Origin of the sequence: Halopolyspora algeriensis (assembly GCF_003337235.1) — a bacterium.
Taxonomy (GTDB): Bacteria; Actinomycetota; Actinomycetes; order Mycobacteriales; family Pseudonocardiaceae; genus Haloactinomyces; species Haloactinomyces algeriensis.
Window position 1 is genome coordinate 49115 of sequence record NZ_QPJC01000007.1, and the last position, 12791, is coordinate 61905.

At 68.5% G+C, this 12791-nt stretch carries 12 protein-coding genes; 2 read left to right on the forward strand and 10 right to left on the reverse strand.

Annotated features, from left to right (window positions below):
* Positions 1–29: 29 nt before the first annotated feature.
* The 10 genes from DFQ14_RS12210 to ligD form a co-directional block, all read right to left on the reverse strand.
* Complete coding sequence (locus DFQ14_RS12210) at positions 30–737, reverse strand: M50 family metallopeptidase (protein WP_114453383.1); 708 nt, start codon at positions 735–737, stop codon at positions 30–32.
* Between the two features lie 112 nt (positions 738–849).
* Complete coding sequence (locus DFQ14_RS12215) at positions 850–2193, reverse strand: amidohydrolase (protein WP_246195470.1); 1344 nt, start codon at positions 2191–2193, stop codon at positions 850–852.
* Entirely contained in the window at positions 2190–2963 is a 774-nt protein-coding gene (locus DFQ14_RS12220) for an EI24 domain-containing protein (RefSeq protein ID WP_114453384.1), read from the reverse strand. Before DFQ14_RS12220 ends, DFQ14_RS12215 begins: the two co-directional genes overlap by 4 nt.
* A 90-nt stretch (positions 2964–3053) precedes the next feature.
* On the reverse strand, positions 3054–3272 hold the full coding sequence (locus DFQ14_RS12225) for a hypothetical protein (RefSeq protein ID WP_114453385.1): 219 nt from the start codon (positions 3270–3272) through the stop codon (positions 3054–3056).
* Between the two features lie 302 nt (positions 3273–3574).
* Entirely contained in the window at positions 3575–4867 is a 1293-nt protein-coding gene (locus DFQ14_RS12230; RefSeq protein WP_179951563.1) for a dihydrolipoamide acetyltransferase family protein, read from the reverse strand.
* A gap of 22 nt (positions 4868–4889) precedes the next feature.
* Entirely contained in the window at positions 4890–5885 is a 996-nt protein-coding gene (locus DFQ14_RS12235) for an alpha-ketoacid dehydrogenase subunit beta (protein ID WP_114453386.1), read from the reverse strand.
* Between the two features lie 91 nt (positions 5886–5976).
* The gene (pdhA, locus tag DFQ14_RS12240; protein WP_114453387.1) at positions 5977–7098 is read right to left on the reverse strand and encodes a pyruvate dehydrogenase (acetyl-transferring) E1 component subunit alpha; all 1122 of its coding nucleotides are present in this window, start codon (positions 7096–7098) and stop codon (positions 5977–5979) included.
* Between the two features lie 117 nt (positions 7099–7215).
* A complete protein-coding gene (gene lpdA / locus DFQ14_RS12245; RefSeq protein WP_114453388.1) occupies positions 7216–8682 on the reverse strand; it encodes a dihydrolipoyl dehydrogenase in 1467 nt (488 codons plus the stop codon).
* 308 nt (positions 8683–8990) lie between these two features.
* Positions 8991–10124: a PucR family transcriptional regulator gene (locus tag DFQ14_RS12250; RefSeq protein ID WP_114453530.1), complete on the reverse strand. Its 1134-nt coding sequence runs from the start codon at positions 10122–10124 to the stop codon at positions 8991–8993.
* Positions 10125–10312: 188 nt separating this feature from the next.
* Positions 10313–11212: a non-homologous end-joining DNA ligase gene (ligD, locus tag DFQ14_RS12255; protein ID WP_114453389.1), complete on the reverse strand. Its 900-nt coding sequence runs from the start codon at positions 11210–11212 to the stop codon at positions 10313–10315.
* A gap of 156 nt (positions 11213–11368) precedes the next feature.
* Between ligD and DFQ14_RS12260 the strand changes: the two genes are divergently transcribed.
* Both DFQ14_RS12260 and DFQ14_RS12265 read left to right on the forward strand, forming a co-directional pair.
* Positions 11369–12100, forward strand: a complete 732-nt coding sequence (locus DFQ14_RS12260) for a DsbA family protein (RefSeq protein WP_114453390.1) — start codon at positions 11369–11371, stop codon at positions 12098–12100.
* On the forward strand, positions 12097–12735 hold the full coding sequence (locus tag DFQ14_RS12265) for a vitamin K epoxide reductase family protein (RefSeq protein WP_114453391.1): 639 nt from the start codon (positions 12097–12099) through the stop codon (positions 12733–12735). Before DFQ14_RS12260 ends, DFQ14_RS12265 begins: the two co-directional genes overlap by 4 nt.
* Positions 12736–12791 lie beyond the last annotated feature (56 nt).

The following is a 12791-nucleotide window of genomic DNA, read 5'->3' on the forward strand; positions in this document are numbered from 1 at the left end:
ATTTCCGCCGATCGCTGCGTCCGAGATGCTCACTCCTGCGGCGGGAGCAGCAGCCAGTGCCCGCCGAGTCCCACGGATCCGATGCCGATGGCGAACCACGATGCGAGCCACACCACTGCGGGCAGACCGGTCAGGCGCGCGAGCTGGTCGGCATCGGAATTCGCGGCTCTCCCTCCTCTGCGCTTACCGCCCAGTTCGAGGAGGGGACGGATCCCGCCGAAGAGCAGGAACCAGCTCAGCAGCTCACCGGACAACGCCCGCACGGCGGAAGCGGCCCACCACGACACCGCGAACACCAGTGCCGCGGTGGCGAGCACCGACAGCACACCATAGGCATTGCGCAGGGCCGGCAGCATCGCGACGAGCAAGCCGACGGTGATCCACAGCATCGTCCGGGTTCGATCGGTGGCGACCAGCCACGCCCCGGCAAGTCCCAGCAGCGATACGGCCGGGTAGCCGGCGAACAGGGTCGCGACCATGCCGGGGCCGGTGGCGCGGCCCGTCGAGACCGTGAGCCCGGAGGTGTCGGAGTGCAGCCGGATCCCGTCGAGTCTGCGACCGCTGAGCAGGGCGACCACGGCGTGGCCGCCCTCGTGTGCGATGGTCACCACACTGCGCAGCAGCGGCCAGAACGTCCGGGAGCCGACCAGGACGAGAGCCGCCGCTGCGACGGCCGCCGCGATCAGGTTGCCGGGATCGTGCAGCAACAGCGCGAGCCGCCGCGATAATTCGTCCACAGGAGATACTCACCGTCCGGGGCCGGGTTTGCCTCCACAGGGTGCCATGCCGTCCGGGCGGGCCGGGCGGGAGCGCCTTCTCCTCCGCGTCGGGCCCTCGTGAGAGCACTCCTCAGCCGAAGAAGGTGGTGACGTCGAGGGCACCGCCGGCCGCTTCGAACTCGTCTCCCACCGCCCGGCGCAGCGCCGCGTCGGCGAGGTAGTCCGCAGTGGTCGAGGCCAACCCGACCGCCCCGTCGAGGACCGCACGGTCGCCGGTCGCCGACCCGGCGGCGGCGGCGAATTCCGCCGTGTGCAACGCCAGGTTCTCGCCCTCCAGAGCGATCATCGGGTGGATCGCGGGCATGCGGTGGCTGAGATTGCCGAGATCGGTCGAGCCCGTGAGATATTCCGGTACGACACCGCGAGGCAAGGAGGTCCGCCCGCGCCGCGACTGGTGCCGGGCCCAGCAGGCGGCCAGCGTGTCGTTGTGCCGGATCGGCAGGTACGCCGGGTTCCGGTCCCACCGCACTTCGATCCCGCACCCGGTCATCTCGGCCGCACCTGCGGCCACGGCCTCCACCCGCCGTGCCAGATCGTGCAGCGGTCCCGGCTCCGCGGAGCGGAGGTAGAACAGCGCCGCCGCACGGTCCGGCACCACGTTCGGGCGCTTGCCGCCCTCGGTGATGATTCCGTGCACCCGGTCGGTCGACGGGAGGTGCTGGCGCATCGCGGCAACACCCTGATAGGCGGCGACCACGGCATCCAGGGCGTTGCGTCCCATGAACGGCTGCGCCGAAGCGTGTGCGGCCACACCGTGGAAAACCATCTCGACCTGGCGGCGCCCGAGAAACGGGTGCACGGCGATGTCGTGGGAGAACGGGTGCAGCATCACCACGGCATCCACATCGTCGAAGACACCCTGCCGGGCGAGCAGCTCCTTGCCACCGCCACCTTCCTCGGCGGGCGTGCCGATGAGGCTCACCCTGCCACCGAGGGACTCGACCACCGGTGCAGCGCCGAGGAACCCGCCCGTGCCTGCGGCACAGATGATGTTGTGGCCACAACCGTGACCGATGCCGGGCAGCGCGTCGTACTCGGCCAGCACGGCCACATGCGGATGTCCCGCACCGGCCACGACCCGGAAGGCGGTGGCAAGTCCGCCGAGCTCCGTCTCCACCCGGTGACCGTGGCGCCGCAGCAGCCCCGTGACCCGCTCCACCGAGTGATGCTCGGCGAAACCCTCCTCGGGGTGCGCGTGCAGGTCCCGGCTCAGGCCCACGAGTTCGTCGGCGTGAGCGAGCACGCTCTGCTCGATCTCGTCGTGCCGTGCCCGTCCGGCGCCGTCGAAGGTCGACTCGATCGGCTCGGCAGCCGCCACGGCACGTTCGGTGGCTGCGGTGACCGCTCGCAGGTAGGAGTCGTCGGCAACCACGGGTTCGGCGGCGGGGTCCCCGCCGGGGTCGATCACACTCACACCCCGGACTGTAAGTCCTGCGAACCGGCCGGGGCCGGATCGAGCACCCGGTGTGCCAGCAACGTGCCACCGACGACGGCGGAGGGAATCACCACGAGCTGCGCCACCGGGACGAGGCAGAGGAGGTAGGTCGGCAGCCCGAAACCGAGTACCCGAGCACGGTGGCGCCGCAGCATCCGGTGTCGCTCGCCGATCCGGAAACCGCCGCGCTGGAAGACCGGGCCCACCATCTCCAGACCGATCACCCACGCACCGAACAGCACCGCCAGGATCGGTGCGGTGACCTGCCCGGCCAGCGGGACGAGTCCGACGGCGAACAGGACGAGCGCACCGGCGATCGCGATCAGCACGAGCGTGACCGAATCCCGCAATCCCCGCCCTGCCTGGCGCACCCACCCGGCGCCTTCACCGGTTCCGTCCAGGCCGAGCCTCCTCTCGGCGACCTCGGCGATGTGTTCGTAGAAGGGTCCGCCGATCAGCAGCGTCAGAGCGATGAACGACAGTGATCCCACCACCGCGGCGCCACCGACGAGGGCGATCCCCACGGCGATTCGGATCGCGCGCCGCCAGAAGAGGGCCCAGTCGTCGGCGAAGGGCGTCATCCAGCCGATCAGGTCCCCGCTGACGTAGAGCAGCGTTCCCAGACCGCCCAGCAGCAGGACCGCGCTCAGCAGTGCCGGAACCATCCCGATCGCCAGCAGCTTCGGCGAGCGCAGGATGATCCCGAATCCGGTACCCAGGTTCCGGGCGCCGGCGATGAAGTCGCTCACGGTAATCCGTCTTTCGCGGTCATGGCCCGCGGGCCTCGGTGCGGAAAGCACCGTGATCATATCCGCCCTCGGCCCCGCCGGACGGCGAGATCACCGCTCGAGGCGGTTCTCCCGCCGGATGTGGCGACTGCTGCGGGGCGCGCGCGCCCACAGCGGATACGTGCGCCGCGGCCGGGACTGCCCCCGTTGGGCGTACAGCTCGACGAGCACCACATCGGGGTTCTCGCCGCCATGGCAGCGCCAGAGCATGGTCAGCAGCTCGTCCTCGTTCAGGACCCAGCGGCGGCTGAACACATCGCCGTCACTCATCGCCGTCACCCCCGAGCAGGTCGGCGGGCACCACAGGCGCCCGTGGTACGCGTACGGACGGTGCTGCCCTACTCGCAGGGTAGCCCATATCACAACTACCGAACGTGTTCGGCGGGCTGCTCGTACGCACGCGAACGGCCCCGCAGTGGTCGGGGGGCACTGCGGGGCCGTTCTCCTCCCCCAGGGGATTTCCGACAGAGACTGCCTGGGAATCGGTTTCTTCGCTCAAGGGATCCGCCCGAGCGCCAGCGACCCCCTCCGGTGGTTCAGCGACCACCCGACCAAGTCCCGAGGCGGTCCATTCAAGCGATGATGCGGAGCGGATCCTCCAACAGAGCGGTGAGCTGCTGCAGGAACACCGCTCCCACGGCCCCGTCGACCGCGCGGTGATCGGCCGACAGAGTCATGCGCATGACCGTGCGGGCCACGAACTCACCATCGCGCACCCGCACCTCGTCCTTGGTCTCGCCGACCGCGAGGATCGCGGCCTCCGGCGGGTTGATGACCGCGGAGAACTCCTCGATACCGAACATGCCCAGGTTCGACACGCTGAACGTGCTGCCCGTCATCTCGTCCGGCTTCAGCTTCCCCTCGCGGGCGCGCCCGGCCTTCTCCCGGCCCTCGGCGGCGATCTCCGAGACGCTCTTGCGGTCGGCGTCGGTGATCACCGGAACCACCAGACCGGATTCGATCGCCACCGCAACACCGAGGTGGATCCGCTTGTGCTGCAGCAGCTTGTCCCCGGCGAAGGAGACGTTGACCGACGGGTTGGCGCGCAGCGCCGTGGCACACGCCTTGACCACCAGATCGTTGACGCTGACCTTCGGCCCGCCTGCGGCCTGCAACCGCTCGTTGAGATCGGCCCGGAACGCCACGAGATCGGTCACGTCGACCGCGCTGGTGAGGTAGAAGTGCGGCGCCTGCTGCTTGCTCTCGGTCATGCGCCGCGCGATCACCTTGCGGATGTTGCCGAGCGGGATCTCCTCGACATCCTCGTCGGCACCGGCCGACGGGGCGGGGGCCGCCGTTGCCGCGGACGGGCTCTCGGAGGTGGCCTGCCCGGCGGGAGCTTCCGCGTCCGATGCCGCGGGCTGCTCGGCCGCGGCGGTGTCGATGTCGACACGGATGATCCGGCCGTTCGGTCCGCTGCCTGCCACGTTCGCCAGGTCGACACCCCGATCCCGGGCGACCGCACGGGCCAGCGGTGATGCCTTCGGACGCTCGGCGCTGCCGGTTTCCCTCCCGGTCGCTGCCGGTGCCTCGGCGGGCTGCGCGGCCGCGGCGGATCGAGTCTGCTCCGAGGAGGCCTCCGTCGCGGGCTGCGACGGCTCGGCTTCCACCGAAGCCGCCGCCGCGCCGGAACCGTCCCCCACGAGGCCGATGGGGGTGCCGATCGGCACCGTCTGCCCCTCCTCGACGAGGATCTTCTCCAGAACTCCCTCGTCGTAGGCTTCCATCTCCATGATGGCCTTGTCGGTCTCGATCTCGGCCACCACGTCACCGCGTTCGACTCGATCGCCGACCTGCTTGCGCCAGCTCGCGATCACGCCCTCCTCCATCGTGTCGGACAGGCGCGGCATGTGGATCTCGGTCATGGTCTTCCTCGAAAAGTGGGGATCACCGGCGGCGGCCGACGGCTTCCAGGGTTTCGTGCACGGCAGTGGTCAAGGACTCGGCCGAAGGCAGCGCGGCCCGCTCCAGCGGCTTGGCGTAGGGCAGCGGGACCTCGGCGGCGGCCACGCGGCGCACCGGCGCGTCGAGAGAATCGAAAGCACCGTCCGAGATGGACGCCGCGATCTCGGCGCCGATCCCGTAGGTCAGCCAGTCGTCCTCGGCGATCACGGCGCAGTTCGTCTTGCGCACCGATTCCACGAGGGTCTCGCGGTCCAGCGGGCGCAGGCTCCGCAGATCCACCACCTCGGCCGAGATCCCCTCCTCGTCCTCGAGCTTGTCGGCCACCTGGTGAGCGACCGTCGCCATGCGGGAGTAGCCGATGATGGTGATGTCGTTGCCCGGCCTGCTCACCGCCGCCTTGCCGATCTCGGCCGGTTCGACGGTCTCGGGCACCTCGCCTTTGGTGTTGTAGAGGGCGAGGTTCTCCAGGAACAGCACCGGATCGTTGTCGGCGATCGAGGCCCGCAGCAGCGCCTTGGCATCGGCGGGGGTGCTCGGTGCGACCACCTTCAGTCCCGGCACGAACGCGTAGTACAGCTCGATGTTCTGCGAGTGGGTGGCGCCGAGCTGCTGACCGCCCCCGCCGGGAGTGCGCATGACCATGGGCACGCTGCACTGGCCGCCGAACATGCCGTAGATCTTGGCCGCGTGGTTGACGATCTGATCCAGCGCGATCAGCGAGAAGTTGATCGTCATGAGCTCGGCGACCGGGCGCAGGCCCTGCATCGCCGCCCCGACCGCCGCGCCGATGAAACCTTCCTCGGCGATCGGGGTGTCGCGCACCCGCTTCTCCCCGAACTCGTCGAGCAGTCCCGCGGTGATCTTGTAGGAGCCCTCGAAGACCCCGATCTCCTCGCCGATGAGGAAGACGTCCTCATCGGCGAGCATTTCCTCACGCAGTGTGTCGTGCAGCGCTTGCCGGTAGGTGATGACGGCCAAGGGTGTTTCTCCTGGAAGTACATCGTGAGCGACGTGGCCGTTCGGCACGCCATGTCCGCCCACGAACCGTGGTGGGTGATCGCTTGCGGCCTCAGAACACCGGGTCTGCGGGCAACCGCCGGGAATCGTTGGCCACCGGGGTGGCGTAGGTGTAGTCGAACAGCGTCGAGACGTCCGGGTGCGGGCTGTCGTCGGCGAAGGCCACGGCCGCGTCCGCGTCCGCCTGCGCCTGGCGTTCGATCTCGGCCGCCCCGTCCTCGTCGAGGACACCGGAGTCGATCAGCCGGGCGCGGAAGGTCGCCACCGGGTCGGCGGCGCGAGCGGCGTCCACGGATTCCTGGCTGCGGTACTTGCTCGGGTCCACGACCGAATGTCCCTTGAGCCGGTGGCTGACGGTTTCCAGCAGGGCCGGCTCACCGGTGGCGCGCGCGTGTTCGACCAGGCGGCTCGCGGCCTCGTTCACCGCCGTCACATCGTTGCCGTCCACCCGCTCGCCGTGCATGCGGTAGGCCACCGCGCGTTTGTACAGTTCGGACTCCGCCGAGGACTTCTCCACCGTGGTGCCCATCCCGAGCTGGTTGTTGACCACGACGAAGATCACGGGCAGGTTCCACAGCGCCGCGATGTTCAACGACTCGTGGAAGGCGCCGATATTGGTGGTGCCATCGCCCAGCTGGCACATGACGACCTGGTCACCGCCGCGGTAGTCGATGGCCAGCGCAGCACCGGTGGCCAGCGGGATCTGCCCGCCGACGATGCCGTATCCGCCGAGCAGGCCGGAATCCACGTCGAACATGTGCATCGATCCGCCCCAACCCTTGGAGGTGCCGCTGGTGCGTCCGTACAGCTCGGCCATCACACGGCCGGGCTCGATTCCCTTGGCGAGTGCGTAGCCGTGCTCGCGGTAGTTGGTGAACAGGTAGTCGGACCGGCGCAGGGCGCTCATCAAGCCGACCACGGTGGCTTCCTCACCGAGGTTGAGGTGGCAGTAACCGCCGATCTTGGCCTGGGTGTAGCCCTGAGCAGCGCGCTCCTCGAAGCGGCGGATGAGCGTCATCTGCCGGAAGTAGTCGCGCAGGGTGTCGGGAGATTCCCCGGAGAAGACGTTGTTCGCTCCGGTCTGCACACGCTTTCCGCTGCTTCGTGTGCCGTTGCGGCGGGTCTTGCCCGCCCCACCGGAGGCGGGTTTGCTGCGGGTGGCCGTCTCAGCCATCACGGATCCCTCTTTTCCGAAGCTCGAATGTCGACGAACACATCAGCGGCGTGCTCGCGCCGTGGTCGTGGCCGTCGCCGCGGCGGTATCGACGTCCACCGCCACGGCGACAACGGGTCACCGTCGCCGCGGCGGCGCGGTGTGGACGGGCAACCCCAGTGCGGACATCGCCGCCTCCATACCGACCTCGCCGAGAGTCGGATGGGCATGGATGGTCTCGGCGAGCTCGTCGAGAGTCGCCTCCAGCGTGATCGCCAGCGCTCCTTCGGTGATCAGGTCGCTGGCCGACGGGCCGATGATGTGCACGCCGAGCACCTCGCCGTACTGCTTGCCCGCGACGATCTTCATGAATCCCTCGGTCTCGCCGTAGGTCTTCGAACGGCCGAGTGCGGCGAACGGGAACTTCGCGGTGACGATCTCGTGTCCGAGTTCGCCGGCCCGGGCCTCGGTGAGCCCGACGCTGGCGATTTCCGGGTGGGTGAACGTCGCGGCGGGCACGGCGGTGTAGTCGATCCGGGCGTGGTCGTCGCCCGCGATCACCTCGGCGGCCGTGATTCCCTGGTGCGAGGCCACGTGTGCCAATAGCGCCTCACCGGTGACATCGCCGATGGCGTACACGTGCTCGACGTTGGTGCGCAGCTGCTCGTCGACCCGCACGAAGCCACGCTCGTCGGTGGCGACACCGGCGGCGTCGAGATCCAGCGCGGCCGTGTTGGGTCTGCGGCCGACACCGACGAGGACCACGTCCACGTCGACCTGCTGGGCCTTGGATCCCTCGACGGTGACTCGCAACTCGTCCGAGGGGCCGCGTTCGATCGCCGACACCGTGGAGTCGGCGAGCACCGAAACACCCCGCTTGCGCAGCGACTTGCCCAGCTCCTTGCCGACCTCGGCGTCCTCGGCGGGCACCAGGCTCGGCATCATCTCGACGATCGTGACCTCGCTGCCGAGAGCGGCGAACAGACTCGCCCACTCCGCACCGACCGCGCTCCCGCCGATGACGGCGATGCGCCCGGGTACCTCGGTCAGCCCGAAAGCGCCGTCCGAGGTGATCACACCGGGCAGGTCCGCTCCGGGCAGGGGCAACTGCACCGGGACCGAGCCGGTGGCGACGAGCACATCGCGCGCGCGGACCTGTTCGATCGGTTCGGAACCGGCCGGGGACGCGGCGTAGCGGGGGCCGCCTGCACCGAGTTCGGATTCACCGGTGCCGTAGACATCCACCGTGGTCGGGCTGGCGAACCGTGCGTGCCCGTCGATCACGGTCACGCCGTTGGCCTTGAGCAACCCCGCGACACCGTCGGTGAGGTTCTTGACGATGCCGTCCTTGCGGCGCGACACCGCATCGTAGTCCAGCGCCACGTTCTCGGCGTGAACGCCGAAGTCGGCGGCGTGGAGCACGGTCTCGTAGACCTCGGCCGACCGCAACATCGCCTTGGTGGGGATGCATCCCCAGTTCAGGCAGACCCCGCCTGCCTTCTCCTTTTCCACCAGCCCCACCGACAGGCCACGCTGAGCGGCCCGGATCGCGGCGACGTAGCCACCGGGACCGCCGCCCACCACGAGGAGATCGAATTCCTGCACTTCGCTGTGCTCCTTTGCCTGCAACGCGTCGGTTGCGACCGCCGAACGTTCTCACCGAGAGTGTCGTGACCACGGACACTTCCGCGCCATGCTCGGCCGCCCAGACTTGAAGCCCGGCCACTGTGCAATCCGCACAGCGGAAGCCGCATTGGACACGTACGGCACCTAGTAGAACACGAACAGTCACCAAAAACGTGCGCGCAACGCACATCGCGCCAAGAAATTACCGTGCACCGGCGAGCGTAGAAACTTTTCGAAATTTTTACCGGGAAATCGGTTGACGCCGCCCCGTCGTCCCGACCACGGATCTACTCGGGATCCCCCACGCGCAACTGGAGCACCGACAGAGCCAGTGACAACGCAACGTAGGCATCGCGCCCGTACAGGGGACGACCGATCAGGGTGGTGATGCGGTGCAGCCGGTTGAGCACCGTGTTGCGGTGGCAATGCAGGCGGGCTGCGGCGTTGGCCGTCGAACAGTTCTCCTCCAGCCAGGCGGTGAGGGTGTCCAGCAGCATGTCGCGTTCTTTCGCGGGCAACGCGAGCACTGCGCCGAGCTGGGAGTCCAGGAGCCGCTGCGCCAGATCCGGCGACTGCACCAACAGAGCCTCCGGGTAACGCTGCTCCAGCGACACCAGTTCCGCCACCCCGTGCGGAGCCGTGTGCAGAGCCGTCAGGGCGAGTTGGTGGGCCAGGCCGACCTCGGACAGGCCGTGCACGGCGGGTGAGGCGGCCACCCGCCCCCGCGTGATCTGCCGGAGCGTCCCGAGGACCGCTGCCTCGTCGTGCTGCTCCAGCGCGACCAGGCCGACCAGGGTGTCGGCCCGGACCTGCCACACCGAGCGGACGTGCAGCGCGCCGAGGGTGGCCTGCTGGCCCCGCAGCGCGAAACTGCCGTCGGAGTTCATTTCCGCCACGACCGCGAGGTACCGGCCCCCGGTGGGCAGGTCGAGCTCCTTGGCCGTGCGCTGGGCGAAAGCGGTGTCCCTGGCACGCCCGCCGAGCAGGTCCTCCACCAGGGCATGACGGCGCTGGTCGTCGCGACGCAACCGCTCCAGCTCGGTATTGCGGTACGAGGTCGACAGCGTCGAGGACAACCCGTCGATCACCGTCCACATCGAGGTGGCCACTCCCAGCACGGCATCGGGGTCGACCCGGTCGGCATGGGCCTGCTCGACCAGTGCCTCCCAGACGATGCGGCCGCCGAGCCGGAAGGTCCGCAGCATCACCTCCAGCGGCACGCCCTGCTCGGCACGGCGCCTGCCGATGGCCTCGGCCACACTGTCTCCGTCCGGCCCGTCCACGGTCCCGTTCAGGATCTGCAGGATACGGCCGAGGTAGTGCCTGCACCCCTCCCACAGGTCCTCACGCGGCACCGGGCTGTAGTCCGTCCACTCCGGGTTGTCGGTGAAGATGGCCGACATCAACCGCTGCGCCAGCATCGGGACGTCATCGAGACGTGCACCGGCCAGCGAGTGCGTGATCTCCTCGACGTTGCTTCCCGGGGCTGCCTCGAAGAGGTCACCGGAACGGGGCTCGGACGAATCTACTGCCACAACTCTCGACAATACCGGCAGCGCAGGCAAATACCGGCAGCGCAGGCGCGAGAGCGGAAACAGTGGATTCCGAGTCACCGGGCCATGACGGCTCCGTGCATGTCCGCCCACGGATCGCGCTTGCGTCGCAGTCTGCGCGCCATGTTCGCGAGCCCGTGCCCACCGGGGGCCGCCCGCGCGAGTTCGCCCGACTCGAGCGGGGTGGCGGCGGGCGCCCCGGGGCGAGCCCGCAACGAGTACGGCGCGATCATGGTCTGGCCGTAGGCGTTGCGGTTGATGTCGAGAAACATCCGGGTGCCCCGCTTGTCCTTGCGCTGCTCGGTGGTGAGCCGCTCCGGGTCGGACTCGGCGGCCTCCATCGCCATCGTTCCCGCCCATCGGCGGACCTGCTCGAAGTCCTCCTCGCCGGCCAGTGGAGCCACGACGTGGAATCCCTTCCCACCGGTGGCCTGGATGTGCGGGACGAGTCCGTTCCGCTCGAAACGCCGGCACAGATCCCGGACCACCGAGCGCAACTCGGTGCTGCGGGTGCCCTCGGGCGGGTCGATGTCGAGCACGAGCAGATCGGGCCGTTCCAGGGAATCCACGGTCGACAGCAGCATGTGGAATTCCAGGCACGCCTGGTTGGCCAGATACAGCAGTGTCGCCGCGTCCTCGGCGACCACGTGATGCACCGGCCCGCCACTGCCGCGCTGGGGGACCTCCGCGACCCGGATCCAGTCGGGCAGGTATCCGGGTGCCTCCTTCTGGAAGAAGCCTTCCCCCTCCAGACCGTCCGGGAAGCGGCGCAACGTCAGCGGCCTGCCCCGCAGATGCGGGACCATGACCGTGGCCACCGAGTGGTAGTAACCCGCCACGTCCCTCTTGCTGTAGGAGTCCTGCGGGTACAACAGCTTGTCCGGGCGGGACAGCTCGATACTTCTGCCGTCGACCTCGAATCGATCGCCCGACGCCGGCTTGCCCGACTGCACCATGCAGAACGGAATACCCACCCCGGCGGCCGATCAATCGGCAGTCCGGTGATCTCAGCCACCCCAGTCGGATCCACGAATCGGTGAATGCGGGATACTGAAGGCAACGCCCGTGCGTGAGTGTGCTCGCGCGAACCGACGTCGAAGGTGCACAGGCAGATGCCGAAGAAGACCAACCCCGTCACACAGCGAAGTGGCACTTCGACCAACATCATCCTCACTGCGATCGTGCTGGTCGTCGCCGTAGCCGTGATCGGCGGGGTGCTGCTGTTCAACAACGGAGGAAACAACCAGGCCGGATCCGGGCAGACGGTCCCGGCCTCGGTCCTGCAGAAGCCGGACAGCAACACGCTCAGCCAGGCTCCGCAAGGAGCCCCCACCCTCGTCGAGTTCGTCGACTACCAGTGCCCCTCCTGCTACCGGTACTACCAGAGCGTGACCAGCAAGATCGAGCAGGAGTACCAGGGCGAGATCAACTTCGTGATCCGCAACTACCCGCTGGACATGCACCCCCTGGCCGTTCCGGCCGCACGCGCCGTCGAGGCCGCGGCGATGCAGGGCAAGTTCCAGCAGATGTACCACAAGATGTTCGACAACTACCGCTCGTGGGCCTACACCAACGGCTCGCTCAGCTCGGACAAGCAGGCAGCACTCGCGCGGTTCGACACCTTCGCCAAGCAGATCGGGCTCGACCTGGACAAGTTCCACCAGGACATGAACTCCCAGGAAGTCACCCAGCGCATCGAGCAGGACCGCGCCGACGGCCGGAAAGCCGGCGTCCAGGGCACTCCGAGCTTCTACCTCAACGGCTCGAAGTTCGAGCTCAGCGGCAATCCCCAGCAGGACCTCAACACCTTGCGGCAGAAGCTGGACGGAGCGCTCGCCAAATGACCGCCACCGACAACATCGACCAAGCCGCGACCGAGCCCGCCGCCCCCACTGCGCCGTTCGGCCGCGGCTTGGCGTGGCTGTACGTGATTGCCGGAGCCATCGGGCTGATCTCCTCGGCCGCATTGGCCATCGAGAAGTTCTTCAGCCTCACCGACCCCGGCTACGTCCCGAGCTGCAGCCTGAACCCCATCGTCTCGTGCGGCTCGGTCATGGACAGCCCGCAGGCGGCTCTGTTCGGGTTTCCGAACCCGTTGATCGGCATCGCCGCTTTCCCCGTGGTGGTCACCGCGGGCGTGGCACTGCTGTCGGGGTTTCGGCCACCACGCTGGTTCCGGCTCGGCATGCAGGTGGGCACCACCCTCGGTGTGCTCTTCGTGCACTGGCTGATCAATGCGAGCCTCTACGACATCGGGGCCCTGTGCCCGTACTGCATGGTCGTGTGGGTGGTGACCATCGCCACTTTCTGGTACACAACCCTGCACAACCTCGAACGGGAATCTCGGCCCACGGGCGGGGCGCGTTCCGCAGTCCTCGGCCTCGTCCGCTTCCACACTCTCGGCCTGGTGTTGTGGTACCTCGTGATCGTAGTGTTGATCCTGCAGGCATTCTGGAGCTACTGGACCACGTTGCTGTAGGACCTGATCGGAGGCCCACAAGCGGGACTGCCCTGGGCATGTTTCGGCATCGGGAA

Excerpts from the sequence above, each read along its gene's own strand:
- DFQ14_RS12230 (WP_179951563.1), bottom strand. The coding sequence starts at position 4,867 with ATGACCGAGATCCACATGCCGCGCCTGTCCGACACGATGGAGGAGGGC.
- DFQ14_RS12250 (WP_114453530.1), bottom strand. The coding sequence starts at position 10,124 with ATGCTGGCGCAGCGGTTGATGTCGGCCATCTTCACCGACAACCCGGAG.
- pdhA (WP_114453387.1), bottom strand. The coding sequence starts at position 7,098 with ATGGCTGAGACGGCCACCCGCAGCAAACCCGCCTCCGGTGGGGCGGGC.
- DFQ14_RS12265 (WP_114453391.1), top strand. The coding sequence starts at position 12,097 with ATGACCGCCACCGACAACATCGACCAAGCCGCGACCGAGCCCGCCGCC.
- DFQ14_RS12225 (WP_114453385.1), bottom strand. The coding sequence starts at position 3,272 with ATGAGTGACGGCGATGTGTTCAGCCGCCGCTGGGTCCTGAACGAGGAC.
- ligD (WP_114453389.1), bottom strand. The coding sequence starts at position 11,212 with ATGGTGCAGTCGGGCAAGCCGGCGTCGGGCGATCGATTCGAGGTCGAC.
- DFQ14_RS12260 (WP_114453390.1), top strand. The coding sequence starts at position 11,369 with ATGCCGAAGAAGACCAACCCCGTCACACAGCGAAGTGGCACTTCGACC.